Origin of the sequence: Peribacillus deserti (assembly GCF_002863585.1) — a bacterium.
Taxonomy (GTDB): Bacteria; Bacillota; Bacilli; order Bacillales; family DSM-1321; genus Paraperibacillus; species Paraperibacillus deserti_A.
This window is the reverse complement of the sequence record NZ_PGUY01000070.1, coordinates 1-21,042: the sequence shown is the minus strand read 5'-3', so window position 1 is coordinate 21,042 and position 21,042 is coordinate 1. Positions and strand designations below refer to the sequence as shown.

Below are 21,042 nucleotides of genomic sequence, written 5' to 3'. Positions count from 1 at the left end.
CCATCCAAAAGCTGAATGATGATCTTTTTTAATTAGAGGCAAAACACTAAAAGAAAAGCAGACACCTGAACGGCATAAGACGAGCGGCAGTGAAAGGCCGAGTTTGCCTTTTAATGACGATTGGCTTAGGACCGAAGGTGTCAGTCCGGAGCTGGACAATACCCGCTACTCCCGCAGGAGTCTCGCACCTTACGTTCCAATCAACCTGTTTAACAATAGGGTAGGTTCACCGAACTATTAAAAAACAACAATCTTATAGAAAAGAGAAAAAAAAATAACAAATTGTCGAAAACCATGTTAGAATTAAATGTTGTAAAATTTAACTGACTATACTAATAGGAGGTCACCATGGCTCAAGTGAATAGTTCTATAAATCAGACCCAAATAAACCATAAAAAAACGTATATATATGCTGGCTTATTTTTATTAGTAGCGATTGCCGGTTTGTTCTATGTTAAATGGTCGCCTTATTTCCACAAAGCTATACTAGCTTCTACTACACATTCAATCGGTACATCAATATTAGGAGACGGAGGATCGATGCCATCTCCATCCTGGGAAAGTGCCTGGAGCTATGCTGTAACATATTTTAATGCCGTTTGGAAGGCGGCTGTTTTAGGAGTGATTCTGGGCTCCCTGTTACAAGTTCTTCTTCCGGCCAATTGGCTGTTGAAGGTTTTGGGTAAAACTACTTTTGGCAGTACAGCAGCAGGCGGTCTTGCTTCCCTGCCTGGAATGATGTGTACCTGCTGCGCTGCCCCCATTGCAATTGGCATGCGCAAGAAAAATGTATCAGTTGGAGCCAGTCTCGCCTTTTGGCTGGGCAATCCAACCTTGAATCCGGCAACACTTATATTCATGACGTTTGTCCTATCATGGAAATTTACTCTGCTCCGATTAGTATTTGGGGTCGTATTAACATTCGGAGTCAGTTATTTTGCTAATCGTTTTGCAAAAGATGCAGAACCGGTTGACCTTGATAAATTGATGGAACAATCTGGGGAAGCTGAAAAGGGTTCATTCATTTCGCGATGGATGAAAAGCATGGGGACTATGCTTTTATATGTTGTACCTGCATATGTTTTCTCCGTTCTTTTATTAGGTGCAGGCAGGGTGTGGCTGTTCCCTAATATGAGTGAAGCTGCAGCCAATAGCTTATTAACGATCATTTTGTTTGCTATTGCTGGGATGCTATTCGTCATTCCTACTGCTGCTGAAATTCCTATAATCCAGACATTCCTGAGTGTAGGGCTTGGTACTGGGCCGGCAGCAGCGCTGCTATTGACCCTGCCTGCAATCAGCCTGCCTTCTGTAATAATGGTTGCAAAATCTTATCCAGGTAAAGTCCTTCTATTTGTGATCTCTTCAGTTGTGATTCTAGGGATCATAAGCGGTCTTGCAGGTATGTTCATACTTTAAGTGATGTTAAAAGGCTAAGTTAAAGGACATTGCTGGATTCAGAACTATGTAGATATTCGCTTTCAAGTGCGGGACTCCTTCGGGAAAGTCGATCAGGGGCACCAGCACGCGCCTGAGCGGTAGCTCCCGGTTGACAGCGGAAGATGAGTGCTGAGAGCGAGTTTTTCAATAAGGCAAGATAAGTTTAAATGAGCTTATAGGTAAATCAGCAGGGAGAAGTTCTCTCAGCTGCTTTTTCTTTATTGTACAGATTTGTACAACTGATTTACGGGGTTTTGTCTTTGAAAAAAACATGTTCAGCATGAATCCTGCCTTCCTGGATGTGTATGATTCCAAACGAATATAAAGCCTGTCTCCTTTTATCAGTGGGTGATCCAGGATTAAATAACAGCTTCCCGCCGATTGATTTAATAACCGGGATATGGGAGTGGCCGAAGATGATGAGATCCACATCTTCTCCTTCGAATGCAGCCATCGCTCTCTTTTCCGTCGTCAGCCGCTGTCCATGTCCATGGACTACACCAATTTTTGCACCCCCGGCTTCAATCATTTGTTTATCAGGGAACAGGTTTTTAATGTCTTCCTTATCCACATTCCCATATACACCCTTTACCACACCGTATTGAGAGAGCTCCTGATACACCTCAGGGGTCTGCCAGTCTCCGGCGTGAATGATCAAGTCTGCTCCCGGTAATTCGTCAGTAAGCCTTTTCGGCAGTGCTTTACCCTTTCTGGGCATATGAGTATCTGATAACACAATGATCTTCACACTTGTTCCTCCTTATTTGCAGTGTTCGGTCTGAGGCAGCCTTCCATTGGTATGCCAAACCTTCTTCCATGCCAGAGTACCTAAAAAAAGGAATTTTAATATTTTTTTAATTCCTGTGCAACCGCCCAAGCAGGGGTGCATATTGTAGAAAAGTAGCCGGTGGGAAATATTCCGGGAAATGGGGACTGTCCCCAAATAAGGGAGGTATTAGTTTGAATAATATAAATCATGAACAGCCGCCGTTCCAGCAGCCTTTTGGTGCCGTCAATGAGGGGAATGGTGCGGTGCAGCAGCCTGTTGAGTATTTGCAGCAGCCTTACAGGCAATTTGAAGGTGTTCCTCAGCACTTCGATGTTCATTATGGACAGCAATTTGAGGCGTATCCGCAAGGGTATGATTATTCAGGACAGCAGTTTATTCCTCAGCCCCATCAGCATTATCCACAATATCAACAGTATGCTGAAGCGTCTCCTCAATTTGAATCGTTTGGACAATATTATCATGATCCCCAGTTCGATGCAGAACGACAGCCGCCTTTAAGAGAATTGGATCGGCGTGTAAGTGTACTTGAACGTCAGTTTGTTCAGTTAGATCGGCGTTTATCAAGAGTTGAACGAAGACTTCAGAGAGTTAATCAGCGACTGAGGGCTGTAGAGCAGAGATTTAATTTTCCGTTTACCCCTTTCGAAGGCGGTTACTAACACATACTTACCTCACAGGCGTCTGGAATTTTCCAGACGCTTTTTCAGCTGTCTTTACCTCTGAAAGATCGTACTAAATATCCTGAATACACTATGCCCGCCGTATACAGGAACAAAATCCCCTCGCTGCTTCCCATTCTTATTTAAAATTATCTGAGTTATATTTTCTTTTATACCCATTTTTTATAAGGCTCTTTTCAAAAGATTGTTGTTTTTTAATAAGTTCTGTGAACCTACCCTATTTTTAAGCTGGTTGAGTGGAACGTAAGGAGCGAGACTCCTGCGGGAGCAGCGGGACAGGTGAGACCCCACAGGCGAAGCCGAGGAGGCTCGGGCGCCCGCCCCGCGGAAAGCGAGCATCCTCACGTTCCAATCAACCCCTTGTTCAATAACAACAAAGTTTGCGAAAACAGCCTTTTATAAAGAGAACCCAGGCTTTCTCCCGGGATAAGGGTATTGTCGTGAATACATTAAATATGCAAAATAAAAAGCAGCCTCTATGGGCCGCTTTTTATTTTACTTTATTTTTCCTGAAGATCATCTATCGAATTTACATCTTTCATATATTTAGGAACGGTTAGGCCGAGTTTTGTTCCTTTCAGATTCGGTCCCAGATCTTCTAAACCTGCTTTATATGTCTCGTAATAATCTTTATGAGTTGTAGGCAGGCCTGCAGATACCATTGCATCTGCACTGCCATCTGCTACAGCGGCAAACATCGGTCCAGCTTCTACCTGCTTTAGATCCACTGTATAGCCATGATCTTCCAGGACCTGTGCAATGACATTATTACTGGCAACTTCGGATTCCCATGCCACGTAAGTGAGTGTAACCTTCTGTCCTGTTCCCTTTTGTGCGCCTTTCACCCACTTTTCGACTTTATCCGGATGTGCTTTGATCCATTTTGATGCAGCCGCTTCAGGCTTTTCTCCTTCTTCTACATCAATCATAACCTCACCCATATCAGCCGGAGTCCAGAAGAATTGGTCCAGGATTTTATAAGCACCCGGATTGTCATTCTTGAATCCCTTTCTGGCAAGTGTATGAATAAATTCCCCGCCGCCATACACATGCTTCGGATCTTCAAGAAACTTAAGATCATATTTCTGGAACATCCAGTGCGGGATCCAGCCGGTGATGATTATTGGTTCTTCATCCTCATAAGCCTTTTTCAGCTCTGTCATCATAGCGGCAGACGAACCTTCAGTTAAAGTCCATTGATCCAGTTCGTATTTCTCCATTGCTTCTTTTGTCAGTCTCATTAAGCCTGCTCCAGGATCAATTCCTGTAATCTTGTAATCAACCTGTGCACCAACATTACCGGGATCTGCCTGTTCTGCAGGTCTTACATTGGCAATAGATGCAATGATGAAAAGAATAATAAACAGCAAGGCTATTAAACCATACACATACTTTTTAGGTACATTCTTGTCATAAGCAGGCTTACGAAGGTTTTGAGATATCCGGTCAAGAATGATCGCGATAATGACTATGGATAAGCCCGCTTCAAATCCCTGTCCTACTTTTACCTGTGTAACCGCACGGTACACTTCAGCCCCAAGGCCGGGAGCACCTACCAGGGATGCGACAACTACCATGGAGAGCGTCAGCATAATACTCTGGTTGATACCGGCCAAAATGGTTGGAGCTGCAATCGGCAGCTGTACTTTATACAGTTTTTGCCCAGGAGTGGACCCAAATGCATCGGAAGCTTCAATCAGATCTTTCGGCACCTCTCTAATTCCGAGAGTTGTCAGCCTGATGGTCGGCGGAACCGCAAAGATAACAGAAGCAATGATACCAGGGACAACACCGATTCCAAAAAATAGGATTGCAGGTATTAGGTAAACAAAGGCTGGCATCGTCTGCATAAAGTCCATGATAGGTGTAATGATCCTTCGTGCCGTTTCATTGCGGGCAGCCCAGATTCCTAAAGGAAGTCCTATAATCACCGTAATGATGACAGAGGACAGCACTAGTGCCAGGGAGTCTATAGTTGCGTCCCAATAGCCAAGATTATCGATCAAAAATAGTCCGATCACTGTAAAAAGAGCCATGCCCCATCTGCTTGTGTACAGCGCTATTGCGGCGATGATCAGGATCAGCACCCAGCTGGGACCCATATTGAGGACATCAACGATGCTTTCCATGACAAAACCGATTCCATCTGAAACGGCATCAAAAAATCCGCCAAATATGTCAGTGATCTTTTCTACAAAAGCGTCAACCCATCCTGCTAGAGGTATTTTAGGGAAACCCATTTAGAAGCCCTCCTTTACATTCAGGTCTTCTTTATTGCCAGCAAGTGCTCCAATAACTGAGCCGCGGATAATGACACCCTTCAAGCGTTTTTGCTCATCGATAACAGCCAGCGGGATTTGGGAGGTAGCAGCTTTGTCCAGCAAGTCGGCCAAAATCGTATCTTCCTTGACAGTTAATATATCTTTTTCCATGACGTCTTCAATTGTCCGATTTTCCTTGACAGCCTGTGATGCCTGATCGGCCGTTATGGCTCCCAGCAGAACCTGGCGCCTGTCCACGATAAAAATGCTGGAATACCCTTGGTCCCGCATAATTTGAAGAGCTACCCGCGGGCCTCTGTCCGGTGTCACCCGTTCAGCGCGTTTGAGAACATGCGAAGCAGTCAGGACTTTGGATAAATCCACATCCTCAACAAATCGTTCAACAAATTCATTGGCCGGGTTTACCATGATTTCCTCAGGAGTGCCTGTCTGGATTATGGTTCCATCCTTCATTAACGCGATTCTGTCACCTATCCTGAGTGCCTCATCCAAATCATGGGTAATGAAAATGATCGTCTTTTTCATCGTTTCCTGAATCTCCAGCAGTTCATCCTGCATTCCTTTTCTGATCAGCGGATCCAGGGCGGAAAAGGCTTCGTCCATCAATAAAATGTCCGTATCACTCGCAAGGGCCCGGGCCAACCCTACCCTTTGCTGCATACCGCCACTCAGCTGATTGGGGAATTGGTCCTCATACCCGGCAAGCCCAACAAGCTTAAGGGCATCTAATGATTTCTGGCGCCGCTCGTTTTCCGGCATATCTTGAATTTCAAGTCCAAACTCTGTATTTTCTAGAATGGTCCGATGGGGAAACAGTGCGAAGTTTTGGAAGACCATACTGATTTTTTTTCTTCTTACTTCACGAAGTTCATTTCCTTTTAATTTTACGATGTCCTGATTATCTATTAGGATCTGTCCGGAGGTCGGGTCAATCAGCCGGTTAAGCATCCGTATTAAAGTGGATTTTCCGCTGCCTGATAAACCCATGACCACAAATATTTCCCCAGGGTATATTTCTAAATTGGCATGATTAACGCCTACTGAGCTCCCTGTCTTCTCCAGTATTTCTTTTTTTGATTTTCCCTCCTTTAAAAGGGAAAGAGCTGATTTCGGAGATTTCCCAAATATCTTTGTTACGTCCTTCACAATTACTTTTGGTTCCAATTTTTTCACCTCTGCCTGAACTATAGCTTCAAAAATAATGTATTATGCCATCCTATATAACTTTGTAACAAAAATAAAGTTTCTGCAGCCAAATCGGTTATTATCTCCTATAGTATTTCCAGATTACTGGCAGTATTATGTACGTTTTCATAACTATTGAATTATTCTTTTGATGAATGAGATTTATAGGTATACTATTAGGAACGAGACATACATACGCTAGTTTTTTATACCGTGTCATGAGGTATAATTTACTTGTACTTCTATTAAATGTATTGATTTTCCGTAACAGAAAGGGTTGTTAAGTATGCTGACTATTATTAATCACGAAGCTGAAGAAATTAAAGATCCGTTCGGTATCTTGAGCGGGCGGAGATATGAATTTTATCTTCAGGCAGAGGTTCCCGAGGATGATGAACTGTATAGAGAAAATGGCGTGTACATAAGAGTGGTTTTTTCAGTAGATGAAGGAAGATCTTCTCTTATTAAATATGATTTATATGAATATGTCACAGATGCGTTCCTGGACTTCGAATTAGAAGAAGAAGAAGAAGAACTGATTGCAGAGTATTGCCGTAACAACCTCCCTGGGGAGTAAAAACGAGAAAAGCGGTTCGTCCGTTTTAGCGGAATATACTACCCGCTCCTGACCTGGACAACAACTGCTTATCCTAGGACTCGCATACCCTTTGATTCAACATCGTGCAAAAGCAGACATTGAGATTGAACATGAGAGGCGAAATAAAAAAATCCGGGCAGCATATCACTGCCCGGATTTTTTATAGAGCTGTTTTTCGTTCACTGTGTTCTTCAACAATTTTTGTTACGTAGTAGAATCCAAACCCGGTTAAAATGGTGATGGCCCAGCTGAATACCTGTCTTAAGAAAATTCCTTTATCAAAGGCTTCTACCCCATACTCTTTTATCAGCCAGATTTTAACGATACCAAGAACAACATCTCTCAATGCAAATGCAAGAGTGATCAATTTAAATACTAGAAGAGGTTTTGGCTGATAAAACAGCTGTTTCACTTCTTTTCTATCTGAACCCTGCAATTCGATAATGTCCAGCGCAAAAAGCAGTGCTATCGGTTTGTTAATGATGATGGATAGAACAAATACTCCGCCTAGCACAAATAGATAGTAGGTATTGTTCCACAAAAGCTGAATAGCTGATCCGGCAAGAACATCGATCAATGTTCCCACAACGAGATTGATTAAGATAAAGCACCCAAAAAAGTTAATTTTCTTAATCTCGTAGAAGCGGTACAGGCTGTATAGGATCCCCGGAACTGATGATAAAATCATCGCCAGATAATCCCCCAAATAATCTCTGCCGAAATTCCAGACGAGAAGCGGTACAGCTACATAAAAGATGAGGTCTAATACGATAATATTTTTTTTCACTGAATATCCCCTGCCAAATGTTTTGTATTTATTATAGTTCTTGGTGTCCTATCTATTTCCCTGCTTGTTCTCTCTGTTTTTTCCTCTTGATATGAGCAAGGATAACTGGAGCATCACAGCAGGCAGGGACGATTTTCTGTTGAAAGCCAGATATTTAGGCTCCTTTTTTGTTCCATATCTTTTTTTCAGCCTTTTAAGACCTTGAAGCGGATAGAAGAAATGACCGTTAAGATAAATAAGCGAAGCTATCTTTTCTCCTGTTGTCGAGAACTTTGACCTTCCAGTGTTAGTAAGTGGATCTATTCCAAGATTAAAATATGAATATGGCCGATCCTTTGCCCATAGCAGAAGCCGGATTACGAAATATTCCATAATTCCGCCTGGTGACTTAGGAACAAATCTCATTAATTCCGCAGACACCGTTTGATTCCTATTATACATAGGATGAATGAGAGAAAAGGCAATTAACTGTCCCTCAGCATCTTTCAGAACCGAGACTGGCATCTGCTGAATATATTCCTCTTCAAAGTAACCATACGAAAACCCTTTTTCTTTCCGCCCATCCAGCCATTGCTCAGAAACATTTTGCAGCTCAGCCAAGAATTCTTGGCTATAAGGAGGTGTCAGTACGGTAAAATGATACTTTCCTTTTTCAAATTTATCATAAATTGCCTGAAGGCGCTGGTTTAAGCGGAAGGCTGGTAAATGGACACATACATCTTCACCTAATTTATAATAATCAAATCCGTTTGCGTGCAGATATGGCAGCAAATCACTGCTTATCTGGTAAAACACCAAGGCTAGGCCAGCCCTGTCTGTCTTTTCCTGAAGCTCTTTAAGTGCTTCAGGAAAGTATTCCTTGTTACCGGCAGGATCCCCTATGACCATTACCTTATCTGCATATTTTCGAAAGGAGAAAAGCACATTGCCTGCTTGGTTCCAAAATATATACTTATCCTTCTGAAAGATAAGATGAGAAAAGGCGGTTCCCCCATAAAATTCGAGATGCTGTTTAATCCTTTCCGTCTGCCCTGCTGCTGTTTCAAATAGTGCAGCGCGGTGTCTGCTGACCCAATAACCTGCCGTAAATACCCCGGCGGCAATGACCAATCCAAGAATTCCGCTTGTAAAAAGACTTCCTGAATCATGTATCGTATACGGTTCCAGCTGCTGAGGTACTTTCCAGCCAGTATCAGGCAGATTGAGGTACCCGATAAAAAAGTACAGCCCAACAAAGAATAGGATGATTCCAATATCGAGGATGGATTTTTCCCAAGAAGGAATAAAACTGACTCTATAAAATTGTCTCCTTGCCAAATATAAGAGACACGCCACGAATATTATAAAGACGGCTGCTTTATAATCAAAGCCTCTGGCCAATGCAAAAATTGATCCCAATAATAGAGCCAGTATGGATGCATAATATGTCCATTTCACTCGATATTGAATTCCCCTGGCGAGTGCCAGCAAGGAAATTCCGGCTGCTACCGATAGCAGATGCGACAATGTAACCAGCTGTGGCGGCAGCCATTCCACAAATAGCTGTATATCATTAAGAGTACTAGGGAAAGCCGCAGAAATAAGCAAAAGAATTCCCGAGAGCAGAACAAAAATAGTCAGTAGCCGGCGGCTTATATTCGCCAGAACATTACTCGGGATATTTTTCCATCTCTGATTAATCGTTCTCCATACATGCCCTGTAAAAATCAAAGTCGATACCAACCATGGAAAAAAGTTATAGCTTAAGCGGTATAACAAAAGTACCAGGAGCCCTTTTTCCTTGCTTACTCCACCCGCATCCAAGCCAAGCAGAAAGATAATATCAAATGACCCCAGGCCGCTTGGGATCATGCTAATAACCCCTGCGCAGGCGGATGTGAGATAAATGGGAGCAAGCGTTAGAAAAGAGAGATCAATCCCAGCCATTCTGGTTATGGCGAACATGGTTAACAAGGCAAAGAACCATTCTGCGAACGACACGAGCACAAGCTGAAACTCATATGTAAGCTGTAGTTTACTTTCTGAATGGTTTCTATTTTTAAGATAAAGAGTTAAGAGCAGTATGGGCAGATACAGCCCAATGGCCATGATACCCCAATAAAGCCATGTGTAGGTTTTTGCCAGCGGTGAGTCAAGGATCCCAAATAAAATAAACCAGCTTAATACGGACAATCCAGATAAATAAAAGATAGAAATCTTCGCAATGGCTTTAAGTACAGTGGTCCGGCTGTACTCTTTTGTTTTATAAAAATAAGTTCTCAGCGCTGCACCCGTTAAGCCGCCAAAACCAAGGAAGTTCGAATAGGCATTGGCTATAAACGAATAAGTGAACAGTCGTTTCCTGGACATTTTTCTGCCAAGGATCTTCATTAAAATGACATCAAAAAAACTCATAGGAAGCACGGCAAGTATTCCAAAGGTTAAAATGAAAGCGAAAGTGGGAACTCCAATCTCTGATAAATGGGTTCTTAGAAGCCTAAAGTCTAGATTTTTGAAAAAACTGCCGCTTTCGTATAATACAAGCGAAAAAATCGCCAGCGGCACTAATACTTTCAACACTAAGGATAAAGTGCCTTTATTAAATAATTTCATATATCACCCGCCTGAAGGATATTTGCGGTCGCCCATACTAACATTTACCCCGGCTTTATTTTACCCCTTTTTTCCATACATTTCTATAGCGCAGCAGATTCCCTCTGAGGCCTCCGGGAGGATTTAGTTTCCAAAGAAGAGTTCGTCCATTATAATGAAATAGTATATTCAGAATTTTATCTATTTTCTATATTGGGAGGTTCCTATGTCACAGTCACCTGTATGGTTTCCAAGTGAAGAGTACAAAAAAAGCACAAGAATGTACAAATGGATGGAAAAGCTTGGTTTTGAGGATTATGATTCCTTTTTTCTACAATCCATCGATGATATTGCATGGTTCTGGGAAGAAGCTGTTAAAGAGCTGGATATAAAATGGAATAAACCTTATCAAAAAACGCTTGATTTAAGCAATGGCTTGAAATACCCCAAATGGTTCATGAATGGAAAAATGAATATTGTCCATAATGCTGTCGAAAAATGGGCCGCTGATTCCAAAATGCGCAGCCAGGATGCCATTGTCTGGGAAGGTGATAATGGCGAAGTAAAGAAATACACTTTTGCTTCCCTGAGCCAAGAAATTGACAGCATTGCGGCAGGTCTATCGGCGAAAGGCATTCAGCCCGGTGATATTGTTACTCTATATATGCCCATGATCCCTGAAACTGTAATTGCCATGTTCGCTATCGCTAAAATCGGCGCAATTTTCTCTCCTGCCTTTTCAGGATATGGAGCAGAAGCTGTTGCTACAAGAATAAATGCAGCCGGAGCAAAGGTGTTAATAACAGCAGATGGCTTTTACCGCCGAGGAAAAGTCATTTCCATGAAAGAAGAAGCTGACAGAGCCGTAAGCCTTTCCCCTTCCATTGAACAAGTAATCGTCGTAAGAAGAACTGGTGCTGAAGTTCCTTGGAATCAGGATAAGGATGTAGAGTGGTCTGAACTAAAAACAAAAACTGCTGCAATCAGAACAAAAGAAACCGATACAGATACTCCCCTCATGGTGATTTATACATCCGGTACCACCGGTAAGCCAAAGGGTGCAGTCCATACTCACAGCGGATTTCCAATCAAAGCGGCATTTGATGCAGGATTATGTATGGATGTCTGCAAGGGTGACACCCTTTTCTGGGTAACCGATATGGGTTGGATGATGGGCCCGTTCCTTGTATTTGGAGGATTGGTGAACGGCGCGTCCATTGTCTTGTTTGAAGGAACCCCCGACTTTCCTGAACCAGACCGGATCTGGGATCTGGTAGAAACACATCATGTGACTCATCTCGGAATATCGCCGACTCTTATCAGAAGTCTCATGAGACATGGGACTGAATGGATTGAAAAGCACGATTTGTCCAGTTTAAAGGTAATTGGTTCTACAGGAGAACCTTGGAATCCAGAACCTTGGATGTGGCTTTTTGAGAACGTTTGCAAGAAAAATGTTCCCATCATCAACTATTCCGGAGGTACGGAAATATCGGGAGGGATATTAGGGAATGTCCTGCTAAAGCCCATCTCCCCTATCACCTTTAACTCGCCTATTCCCGGCATGGATGTCCATGTATATGACAGCGAACAGAATTCCGTACTGAACGAAGTGGGCGAATTGGTGATCCTTCAGCCATGGGTCGGCATGACCAATGGTTTCTGGAAAGAAAACGAACGGTATGAACAAACCTACTGGAGCAGATGGGGAGATACATGGGTCCATGGCGACTGGGTCATCCAGGACTCCGAAGGATTTTGGACGATCACCGGCCGTTCTGATGATATTTTAAACGTAGCAGGAAAAAGGCTTGGGCCAGCTGAGCTGGAGTCCGCTCTGGTAGAGCATCCTATGGTAATTGAAGCCGCAGCCATCGGCATTCCAGACAGTGTAAAAGGTGAAACGGCTGTCTGCTTTGCAGTCATAAACAGCTCGAGCTACGATTCTGCCCTCCTAAAGCAGGAGCTGCTTCAACTAATCGGGAAGCATCTCGGCAAAGCCCTTCTTCCAAAAGAGATATACTTTGTCGACGAACTTCCGAAAACACGCAACGGAAAAGTCATGCGGCGGGTCATCCGTGCTGCATACCTAAATCAGAATGCCGGAGATATCACATCATTAGAGAACCCGGCCATTCTAGAAGCCATCAAAAATATGAATCTGACCAAATAAGAGAAGAAGAGCTGGCGCTGGCTGGCTCTTCTTCATTATTTGGAATGTGGTTTTTTCATGTAATTTGGTAAAGGATTGTGCGATTGGACACTCCACGATGCAGGAAGCAGTTCATTGCCGGTCCTTTTTTCGTTCTCCCCTTATACAGGCTGGTCCATCAGTTTATTCAAAGATTTATACTACCGTGCTATTTACCTGGCCCTCCTCCCTTATGCGTCCGGCTCCCCTGCAAACCAGCCAATATTCTGGCTCCAGGCATCTGCCTTTTTCATGATTGTCCAGATAAAAGGATTTTTTGCGTTCACATACCCTTCTCGATTGAACATGTATTCTTTTGCAAGCTTATGCTTCACTTCTTCATAACGCCGGCAATCCTCCGGATGTTTCCTTAGATAATCCCTGAACAATAATGAAAACTGCTCTGCCCAGCTACCGGACTGCCGGACATGGACATGAGTCCGCTTCGTGCCAGTAGGCTCCCGGAAATACCGCTTCGTACGCTCAGGATTCTCAACTCGAAAAAGAAAGCCGGCCCTCTCAAGCGGAATTCGAAATGTATCCAGCTCCAGAAGGTCTTTCACAGAAATTTGAATATCAATGATAGGTTTGGCGGCGAGACCTGGTACTGAAGTTGAACCGATATGGTCAATCCGGTCAGCCTTATCTCCTAATGCTTCACGCAGAACCTTGGCCGTTCTGCTAAATTCATCAGGCCACTTCAATTGGTAAGGGATGATAATAATTGGATCTGTCATAGGGGCTCCTTTGATTGCGATTTAGATCAACTCTGAACGAATAAGACTGCCGTCAATCTTGTTTGCGTGTTATAAAAGTTTTAGTGTTCTTATTAATGCTATGTGTGATCAGATAATTCAAAATGGTCAAATAATATACTTCAGATCAAGGGGCTAAATGAGTACGGCAACCGCGGATTCCGTAGACTAACTAGAAAATCGCTAAAAATGTATTTTTTAAAAGAAATTTTAATAGAAATAGTAAAATTTCATGTTGTGGAAGGTGCCTGTGGCAAAAAAGGAGTGATAAAAAGGCAATTTTAATATCCAAAATAGCCTAGCGGCTGCAAAGTAACCTAGCTACATGGACCTTATGCTTATGTTATAAAGTTTTATGCTTAAGTTCTGCTGCTTTATGCTTATATTTAAGAGTTTTATGCTTAAGTTTGGTAGAGTTATGCTTAAGTTAAAAAAATGTATGCTGATTTAAATGGGCAAATGCTTATGGATACTGGTTTATGCTTATTGAATTCGAAATATGCTTACATTCTCTTTAGAGGAATATCACCCTTTACCCGTTTTATCAACGCGTATCGCTCTCATACATCCTTATTGATGCCGGTATTTGCTACAATCAATAATTTATGCTTTTTGAATTCTCGCTATATGTTCATAATATATAATTATGCTTAATTGAATTCCGATATATTCATATTATAATCTATGCTTATTGCTATATTAATATCACAGTACCAATTGAATGGCACGTATTCACCATGCTTTTTGTAATCGTTGTTCATTCCCAAAGTATACTAGAATTTACAATAGACTTTCTAAAGCGCAGAAATCATGTCGTGTTCCGTGATAGATTGGATGCTAAAATCTATAATGATGCTCATCCCTTTGCTAAATGCTTACTAAAAACTTTTTTCTAGCATAAATAAAAGCATCAAACTAAATGCCCCTTTAAGTGAATATATAAAACACTCCAATTTCCGGCTTTCCGGCAACGAACTCAAACAGAACAAATATTCACTCCCCTTCGCCCTCCGCAAACAATTGGATTATACACGGCTGGATGCTATTTTTACCATTCACCAAAATTCCATAACCATAAAAAAAACTCCAACCTGGAGTTTTTTTTTAAGTCTTTATTTCGTTACAAAATGCTTTACACAAGAAGCGTGCTTCTGTTTCATAAAAATCTGAGCCGTTCATATATAACCTGACCGTGAGTCCATTAATGATGTTATATAAGCTCGCAGCTAAAAGTGAATGATTATCGTTCTTCATTTCCTGTTTCTCGAAGGCATCGATGAAAATAGATTTCAGGGCTTGTAAAATGTTTTGGATTAGTTCTTCCAATCGTTCAAGGAGATCTATTTTAATCGCTTCAGGTGGGAAAAAGATAATTCTTTTCCAAAATAGGCTGGCCATCCTGTTATTGCAGGCGTTGTTGGTTACTCCTAATGTGATTGCGCAGACTCTTTCTTCCAGGGCAAAGTCTTTTGTTGCTAAAATTAAATCACCCAGCGAATTGGTATAAAATTTTGCAAAAAATTCAAAGACTGATAGAAATATTTCTTCCTTATTATCATAGTAAGTTTCGAATGTCGACATAGGCAGACCGATATCCTTGGCTATTTCCATCAAGCAGGTCGACTCAAAGCCCTTTAATGCAAAGTGTTCTAAGGCCGTTTCCTTGATCAGCAGAGCGGTCGAAGTATTCATGTATATTCCCCTTCATCCAATTTCTTGTGGAAGTATCAACCATTCCTTTTTTTTCGTATTCCTTAGCGTCTAAAACCGCCCTCTGAGTGTATAATCTGTCCAGTAACCCACGCACCCTCTTCGCTGGCTAAAAAGGAGACTAGGTTAGCAGCATCTTTGGGCTCGCCAATCCGCCCCTTGGGAAAGCGGGATGCTAAATTCAATTTATCATCCTCGCTCATCCAGCCTGTATCCGTTGGTCCTGGATTGACCGCGTTCACAGTAATGCCTTTATGGGCTACTGCTGCTGCCAGGGTATAGGTCAGCGTCTCTACAGCACCTTTGGTGATTGCATAAGAGAGCTCATCCGTCATGGGTCCCAGTGACTGCCCGGAGGATAGGTTGATGATTCTGCCGCTGCCGCCGGCTTCAAAACGTTTGATAAACTCTAAGGAAAGCAATGTAGTAGCCCTAACATTTATTTCGTAGTGGGAGTCAAGGGTTGAGTGAGACAGAGTTTCATAGCTGTCGCTGGTTGAATAGCAGGCGTTATTCACTAAAATATGTGGATTTCCAAGATTGTTGTGAACGACATCTAATAGATGTTTTGGACTAGAGGGGTCAGATAAATCTAATTCAAGGCTATAACATTTTACACCCTGCTTCTCTACCAATTCTACCAATCGGGCAGGTTCAGTTTGATGGCCTCTCCAAGGGAAAGAGTTATCATACGGCGTCCAATATGTAAAAAAGATATCTGCTCCCCTTTTTGCAAGCTCCAGGCAGATAGATGCCCCGATCCCTTTTAGCCGGCTTGCTCCAGTGACAATGGCAATTTTTCCGTTCAGGTCTCTAAGATTCCTGGTGTTCGTCATGTACTACTCCTCTTTTTTCAATTTTCAAAATTTAACAAGTTTCATTTTATCACAGAGAGATTCATTTCTGAAAGAAAATCGGCTGACAAAAGATAGATTATTTGAAAAGTAAAAATAGAAAGTCTATCTTAGGAGCATAGTTTATTTTGAGATAGAAGGGTTAACATGCTGACTAGTGAATTTACTGAAAATAACATGGTGCGTTTTTTATATACATTGCTTATTGCTCTTACGGGAGCTCTCTTATTCTCGTGGGCAGCCGTTCCTATTCCCTGGCTGTTAGGACCGATGGCTGCCGTGCTGATTGCCTCAAGGTTCACCAGATCAAAAGTTTTTTGGCCAGCGTATATCCGGGATGCAGGCTTGATTGTTGTCGGATATTCACTTGGCCTATCTTTTTCCCGTGAGGCCGTTATCCAAATCGGCCGGCAGCTTCCTTCGATGTTCATCACAACAGTCCTGCTGATTGCCTTTTGCGGGCTGACGGCTTTTGCCATATCCAAACTAACAGGGATTGATTACCCAACGATTTTAACCGGCAGCATACCCGGTGGTCTCTCACAAATGATTGCCTTTGCTGAAGAAATGAAAGGCATCAACATTACGATCGTAGCTTTTTTCCAGGTTATGAGGCTGATCATGATCATTTGTATCGTACCTTTGCTAATTTTCAGTCCCATTTTCGGAGGGCATCATGATCCATTTTTCCAAAGCACCATTCCTGTAAACAGCATTACACCTGGACACATACTGCTGTTTGCTTCCGTCACAATTGTCTGTGCGTTTCTTGGCACAATGGCTAAGCTCCCCACTCCATTCCTGCTTGGTCCAATGGCAGGGACAGCCGCATTAATTCTCATAGGTATAAAAGGAATTCCTCTGCCAGGAACCCTGCTGTATGTATCGCAATTCGTGATTGGTGCATATGTAGGGCTGCTGCTGAAACCTCAAATGCTTCAAAAAAAGTGCAGATAACCGTTATAAGCCTGCTCGGCGGTATACTGCTCCTTGCGGGATCACTTGGACTCAGTTTTTTGTTAATATATGTCCATGATTTTAGTCCCGCAACGAGTTATTTAAGCGTTGCACCCGGAGGAATGGACCAAATGGGTATCACCGCGCATGAAATTCGGGCAGATTTGTCCATAGTCACAGGCTATCAGGTTTTCCGGATCTTTTTTATCTACTTTATCATCCCGCCCTTGTTAAGATATTTATTTAGAATTTTTAACTGGAAAAAAGCCAGTGCCTGACTAAGCGGGCTGCTGGCTTTTTCCCTATTAGTTTTCCGCTAAAAATTCAATGATTTCTCCCGCTGGTCCCTGGACAAAAACGGTTCGCCATCCATTATCGAGTGTATACGGCCCTTCTAAGAAAGCGATTTGTTCCATCTCCAACACCTTAAGAAACACCTCAAAAGCTTCTATGTGAAAACAAATATGAAGTGATCCCTGTGCGGAGGCTTCTTCAACGCAGATCAATTCCAGGCATTCATTTCCATTTGATAGGAAAATGAATGTCTCTTCCATGAATCTTGATCTATGAAACTCCTTAAAATGTAACAGTTTTTCGTAAAATGCTATGGATGCCTCTGGGTCGTGTGTCTCAATCCCGATATGATGAAAAGTCATTCTGCAGTTCTCCCTATATTATCAAGTTCATATCGCCAAATTCATGCCAAAGATATTCTTTACTGATCGCATCTTGATAGGATCTCATCAGGTATTCTGATTTTACAAATGCGGACAGCATATCCAGATGGCTGGCCTCGGGTTCGTGCATACCGGTTATAATGCCGTCTACAGCTTTCAGCTTGAAATCTGAATGGATATAAAGATTCGTCCATCCTTTCCTTTTCACCTGTGCTGCAGCTGTTTCCAATGCGCGCACTACAGTTGTACCAGCCGCAATCACTCTTCCCCCTTCAGACTTTGTTTGCACAATTGCCTGCAGAGTGGCTTCTGGTATATCATATTCTTCGGAATTTTCAGCAGGGTTCATAATCCATTTGTCATCCAGCAGATAACTAAGACCTGTATGAAGCTGTAAAAAAGCGATCCTGATTCCTTTTTTCTGCAATTTGAATAGCAGCTCCCAAGTAAAAGCTCTGCCCGCTGAAGGCATTTCTACCGATCCAGGATTGGTTGCATACACGGTTTGGTAATAATCTAAACTCCAGGGAGTCTGAATGTACTCATATCTAACCGGCTCCCCCAGTTCATAAATACTGTTGAACAGCTCCCCGCCAGTTTGAGAAAACTTGATGGTCTGTAAAGGTTTATTTTTATCAATGTGGAGGATGGCAGCCTTCAAATGATCTGAAAATTCAAGGATATCCCCTGCTTTAGCTTTATCTGACACAATCAGCGCATCCCATACACCTTCCCCCTTGCGACGGGCAAGCCGGATTTCCACTTTGTCTACAATGGTTATGAAACTTCTCTTCAGCGATGCTGACAGCACAGCCGGGATGGTTCGGCTATTATTTAATACAATGAGATCTCCTGGTCTCAAATGACGGTCGATATTATAAAAGTGATCATGCTCATACATTCCGGTTTTACGATCCAGAACCATCATTTTTACGTGATCACGATTGATTCCCCGTCTCTCTGGAGGAACAGAAGCATTTAATTCGGGCGGCAGGTGAAAAGCCCTATTTTTTGCAGGGATCATAATACTTCCTCCTCCTTGAAATTCTGTGCTTCAAACCGCCGGCCATTTACAAATTGTGAAGCATCCGACGCGAGATACACAAATACTGGCACTGTATCCTTAGGGTCCGCTAATTCATAGTCGCAATGGGGAACAGCGAGTTCATGCATGCCGGTATTCATCTCACCGGGATCCACCGTATTAATTCTCACTCTAGTTCCGCTTACCTCATCCGCCCAAGTTTCAGTCATCCCTTCTAGCGCAAATTTGGAAATGCCGTATGCACCCCAGCCAGCATAGCCTGTATGACCAGCCTCAGACGTTACGTTAATGATAGAGCCATTATTTCTTTGCAGCATACCCGGGAGCACTCTTTTAGTAACGAGGAAAGGCGAAACTGCGTTCACTCTTAATACTTGTACATAATCTTCTTCCGGGTAATCAAGCAGATTAGGAATCGGCCCCGGTCCGAGTATGGAAGCGTTATTTATTAACACATCAATTCTGCCAAAATAATCCTCAGCGAGAGCAGTGAATCTCTCGACATCCCTGGATTCAGCAACATCAGCTGTTACAGCTAAAACCTTAATCCCAAAGGCATGCGCTTCTTCCTTTACTTTTAGAAGCTCTTCTTCATGCCTTGCACATATGGCTAGATGGGCTCCTTTACTGGCAAATTCAAGAGCTAAGGCTTTTCCCAGGCCCTTTGATGCTCCCGTAATCATCACGATTTTATTTTTCAGTGTTTCCATCATTCATTCTCCTTTTAGTTCGTTTTCTTAATTTTATTGTATGGAAAGAGTATAGAAAGCACGTCGGAGAATAGATTGAAATCTCTCTACAACTTTAGGCTGAGATTTTATACTGCAATTGGTTTGAAACCTAAAGGTTCTGAAAAACGTATATAAAAGTAAAAATTTTATGGGGAGTGATCATTATGTTTTCTGACTCAACTGAATATAGTGCAGAAACATACAAGGATATTTATCTTCAGCTTAAAAGCGAACTAAAATGGAAGGTGTCCGATCCGCGGAGTTTAATGATGATATCTGCCTTATATGCTGTAAATAACACAACTTTTGACATGGAGAAGCTTCATTCTTTAAGTTCATTTATTAAAAAAAGTGTCGGGGTATTTTCACCTTTAAAGACGTATGTCCGCTATAATTTGGCGGCTATGCTCCTCGTTCGTCATGATGATGCCGAGGCAAAGTTTATCGAACTGAACGAGATTTATGACAAAATGATCACTAGAGGATTTTCCAGGGGAACTTTCACCTATTTTTCCGCTTTTAGCGTTCTAACGGGAAGGGACGAAACTAAAAAGGAAGAAGATTTAATGGAGAAATCCATACTTCTCTATAAAGCTATGAGGAAAAAGCATTACTTCCTAACGTCTGCTTCGGATTATCCTCTTTCCGTACTCATCGCACAAAATGACGCTTCAATTGAATATCTGATTGCTAGAATGGAATATTTTTACTCGAGTTTGTCTGATGGCCTTTTTTCTAAATCCGATCAGCTCCAGTTTTTAAGCCACATCCTTACATTAGACCAGACTTCAGGAGATAAAGCGCTCATTGAAAAGTGCCAGCAGCTATACCAGCTATTAAAGGATAAAGGAATAAAACCAAAACCAAAAATATATCCTGTCATCGGCCTTCTGTCTATTTTAGAAGAACCGGCTGAAGAACTGGATTCTGTCGTAAAGCTTACAGAATTACTCAACTCAAAAAAAGTTTTTAAATGGTATAAAGAAGAAAACTTCATGTTTGCGGTCCATTTGACAGTCAGCAAAAAATTACAGCATACACATGTTTCGGAAATAGGGATATCCACAGCAATCGAAACCATCATCCAGGCCCAGCAGGCAGCCATGACCGCTGCTGTAGTGGGGGCATCAGCTGCCGCAGCTTCGGCGGGGGCGGGAAATTAAATACCGCTTATGCCGGGATAGGTTTGGTATACTACCTGCTGGGTATAAAAAAGCTGCCCCGCAGAGTCTGTTGTGATCGCTTACTCATCCCTAGGGAGTTAAGCATAAAGCTGATAGGATCAGCATAAACGAATAAAGAAAAGCATAAGTTCAGTAAGATCAGCATAAGAAGTGTGGCCATAAGCATAAACCTTCTAAACTTAAGCATAAACTTCCCAAACCTAAGCATAAAAGGCAAAAACTTAATCATAAGCCTCTTGGCGAAACTCCTGAACTATTTGAAAAGCTGTAGTTTATTAATTTTAGCCTGCTAGAATCACAAGACAATTGTGCATGGGTATGAAATCGTATAAAAAAGGCTTTTTTCTATCAAAAGACGAGATTATTGCTGCAAATCTATTTGAATTTTTTACACGCTAAAGAATAGGGATATTGAAGATAAGGTTTAATGGACCTGGTAAAGATTAAAGGCTGTTTTCGTAAACTTTGTTGCTATTTAACAAGAGGTTGATTTCCTCTCCAGGATGCTCGCTTTCCGCGGGGCGGGCGGTAAGCCTCCTCGTCTTCGCCTGCGGGGTCTCACCTGATAGAAAAGCGGAAGCGCCTTGTTCAGACCCGATAAAGAA

The 21,042-nt window shown here is 42.3% G+C and carries 16 protein-coding genes and 1 pseudogene; 6 read left to right on the top strand and 11 right to left on the bottom strand.

The window, feature by feature from the left end; translation table 11 throughout:
* Positions 1–348: 348 nt before the first annotated feature.
* Positions 349–1,419 carry a permease gene (locus CUU66_RS20930; RefSeq protein WP_101645342.1) on the top strand — a complete coding sequence of 357 codons (1,071 nt, stop codon included), beginning with the start codon at positions 349–351 and terminating at the stop codon, positions 1,417–1,419.
* A gap of 265 nt (positions 1,420–1,684) precedes the next feature.
* Here CUU66_RS20930 and CUU66_RS20925 read toward each other — a convergent pair whose 3' ends face one another.
* Entirely contained in the window at positions 1,685–2,188 is a 504-nt protein-coding gene (locus tag CUU66_RS20925) for a metallophosphoesterase family protein (protein ID WP_101645341.1), read from the bottom strand.
* A 212-nt stretch (positions 2,189–2,400) separates the two neighbouring features.
* On the opposite strand from CUU66_RS20925, the gene CUU66_RS25105 reads away from it, so the two are divergent.
* Positions 2,401–2,889, top strand: a complete 489-nt coding sequence (locus CUU66_RS25105; protein WP_257968091.1) for a hypothetical protein — start codon at positions 2,401–2,403, stop codon at positions 2,887–2,889.
* A 521-nt stretch (positions 2,890–3,410) separates the two neighbouring features.
* Here CUU66_RS25105 and CUU66_RS25245 read toward each other — a convergent pair.
* Both CUU66_RS25245 and CUU66_RS20910 read right to left on the bottom strand, forming a co-directional pair.
* Entirely contained in the window at positions 3,411–5,150 is a 1,740-nt protein-coding gene (locus CUU66_RS25245; protein WP_101645340.1) for a glycine betaine ABC transporter substrate-binding protein, read from the bottom strand.
* Positions 5,151–6,356: a quaternary amine ABC transporter ATP-binding protein gene (locus CUU66_RS20910; RefSeq protein ID WP_101645339.1), complete on the bottom strand. Its 1,206-nt coding sequence runs from the start codon at positions 6,354–6,356 to the stop codon at positions 5,151–5,153. It abuts the gene before it with no gap.
* Positions 6,357–6,663: 307 nt separating this feature from the next.
* Between CUU66_RS20910 and CUU66_RS20905 the strand changes: the two genes are divergently transcribed.
* Complete coding sequence (locus CUU66_RS20905) at positions 6,664–6,954, top strand: DUF6509 family protein (RefSeq protein ID WP_101645338.1); 291 nt, start codon at positions 6,664–6,666, stop codon at positions 6,952–6,954.
* Positions 6,955–7,135: 181 nt separating this feature from the next.
* Here CUU66_RS20905 and CUU66_RS20900 read toward each other — a convergent pair whose 3' ends face one another.
* Complete coding sequence (locus CUU66_RS20900; RefSeq protein WP_101645337.1) at positions 7,136–7,762, bottom strand: VC0807 family protein; 627 nt, start codon at positions 7,760–7,762, stop codon at positions 7,136–7,138.
* Between the two features lie 48 nt (positions 7,763–7,810).
* Complete coding sequence (mprF, locus tag CUU66_RS20895) at positions 7,811–10,354, bottom strand: bifunctional lysylphosphatidylglycerol flippase/synthetase MprF (protein ID WP_101645336.1); 2,544 nt, start codon at positions 10,352–10,354, stop codon at positions 7,811–7,813.
* 205 nt (positions 10,355–10,559) lie between these two features.
* Between mprF and CUU66_RS20890 the strand changes: the two genes are divergently transcribed.
* Complete coding sequence (locus CUU66_RS20890) at positions 10,560–12,506, top strand: AMP-binding protein (RefSeq protein WP_101645335.1); 1,947 nt, start codon at positions 10,560–10,562, stop codon at positions 12,504–12,506.
* 209 nt (positions 12,507–12,715) lie between these two features.
* Here CUU66_RS20890 and CUU66_RS20885 read toward each other — a convergent pair whose 3' ends face one another.
* From CUU66_RS20885 to CUU66_RS20875, 3 genes are all read right to left on the bottom strand, one after another.
* Positions 12,716–13,261, bottom strand: coding sequence for a GrpB family protein (locus tag CUU66_RS20885; protein WP_101645334.1), 546 nt, complete (start codon positions 13,259–13,261; stop codon positions 12,716–12,718).
* Between the two features lie 1,122 nt (positions 13,262–14,383).
* Complete coding sequence (locus tag CUU66_RS20880) at positions 14,384–14,971, bottom strand: TetR/AcrR family transcriptional regulator (protein ID WP_101645333.1); 588 nt, start codon at positions 14,969–14,971, stop codon at positions 14,384–14,386.
* 62 nt (positions 14,972–15,033) lie between these two features.
* Complete coding sequence (locus CUU66_RS20875; protein ID WP_101645332.1) at positions 15,034–15,825, bottom strand: SDR family oxidoreductase; 792 nt, start codon at positions 15,823–15,825, stop codon at positions 15,034–15,036.
* A gap of 165 nt (positions 15,826–15,990) precedes the next feature.
* Between CUU66_RS20875 and CUU66_RS20870 the strand changes: the two are divergent.
* Positions 15,991–17,078, top strand: a pseudogene (locus CUU66_RS20870) (AbrB family transcriptional regulator).
* Positions 17,079–17,105: 27 nt separating this feature from the next.
* Here CUU66_RS20870 and CUU66_RS20865 read toward each other — a convergent pair.
* The 3 genes from CUU66_RS20865 to CUU66_RS20855 are packed head-to-tail and all read right to left on the bottom strand — an operon-like array spanning position 17,106 to position 19,232.
* Positions 17,106–17,456: a VOC family protein gene (locus CUU66_RS20865; protein ID WP_101645331.1), complete on the bottom strand. Its 351-nt coding sequence runs from the start codon at positions 17,454–17,456 to the stop codon at positions 17,106–17,108.
* Between the two features lie 13 nt (positions 17,457–17,469).
* Complete coding sequence (locus CUU66_RS20860; RefSeq protein ID WP_101645330.1) at positions 17,470–18,501, bottom strand: S-adenosylmethionine:tRNA ribosyltransferase-isomerase; 1,032 nt, start codon at positions 18,499–18,501, stop codon at positions 17,470–17,472.
* Positions 18,498–19,232 carry an SDR family NAD(P)-dependent oxidoreductase gene (locus tag CUU66_RS20855; protein ID WP_101645329.1) on the bottom strand — a complete coding sequence of 245 codons (735 nt, stop codon included), beginning with the start codon at positions 19,230–19,232 and terminating at the stop codon, positions 18,498–18,500. The genes CUU66_RS20860 and CUU66_RS20855 overlap by 4 nt, the downstream gene beginning before the upstream one ends.
* Positions 19,233–19,417: 185 nt before the next feature.
* Here CUU66_RS20855 and CUU66_RS20850 point away from each other — a divergent pair, with 185 nt between their 5' ends.
* Positions 19,418–20,416 carry a DUF4003 family protein gene (locus CUU66_RS20850; protein WP_101645328.1) on the top strand — a complete coding sequence of 333 codons (999 nt, stop codon included), beginning with the start codon at positions 19,418–19,420 and terminating at the stop codon, positions 20,414–20,416.
* Positions 20,417–21,042 lie beyond the last annotated feature (626 nt).

Excerpts from the sequence above, each read along its gene's own strand:
- CUU66_RS20930 (WP_101645342.1), top strand. The coding sequence starts at position 349 with ATGGCTCAAGTGAATAGTTCTATAAATCAGACCCAAATAAACCATAAA.
- CUU66_RS25245 (WP_101645340.1), bottom strand. The coding sequence starts at position 5,150 with ATGGGTTTCCCTAAAATACCTCTAGCAGGATGGGTTGACGCTTTTGTA.
- CUU66_RS20905 (WP_101645338.1), top strand. The coding sequence starts at position 6,664 with ATGCTGACTATTATTAATCACGAAGCTGAAGAAATTAAAGATCCGTTC.
- mprF (WP_101645336.1), bottom strand. The coding sequence starts at position 10,354 with ATGAAATTATTTAATAAAGGCACTTTATCCTTAGTGTTGAAAGTATTA.
- CUU66_RS20890 (WP_101645335.1), top strand. The coding sequence starts at position 10,560 with ATGTCACAGTCACCTGTATGGTTTCCAAGTGAAGAGTACAAAAAAAGC.
- CUU66_RS20885 (WP_101645334.1), bottom strand. The coding sequence starts at position 13,261 with ATGACAGATCCAATTATTATCATCCCTTACCAATTGAAGTGGCCTGAT.
- CUU66_RS20880 (WP_101645333.1), bottom strand. The coding sequence starts at position 14,971 with ATGAATACTTCGACCGCTCTGCTGATCAAGGAAACGGCCTTAGAACAC.
- CUU66_RS20875 (WP_101645332.1), bottom strand. The coding sequence starts at position 15,825 with ATGACGAACACCAGGAATCTTAGAGACCTGAACGGAAAAATTGCCATT.
- CUU66_RS20865 (WP_101645331.1), bottom strand. The coding sequence starts at position 17,456 with ATGACTTTTCATCATATCGGGATTGAGACACACGACCCAGAGGCATCC.
- CUU66_RS20860 (WP_101645330.1), bottom strand. The coding sequence starts at position 18,501 with ATGATCCCTGCAAAAAATAGGGCTTTTCACCTGCCGCCCGAATTAAAT.
- CUU66_RS20855 (WP_101645329.1), bottom strand. The coding sequence starts at position 19,232 with ATGGAAACACTGAAAAATAAAATCGTGATGATTACGGGAGCATCAAAG.
- CUU66_RS20850 (WP_101645328.1), top strand. The coding sequence starts at position 19,418 with ATGTTTTCTGACTCAACTGAATATAGTGCAGAAACATACAAGGATATT.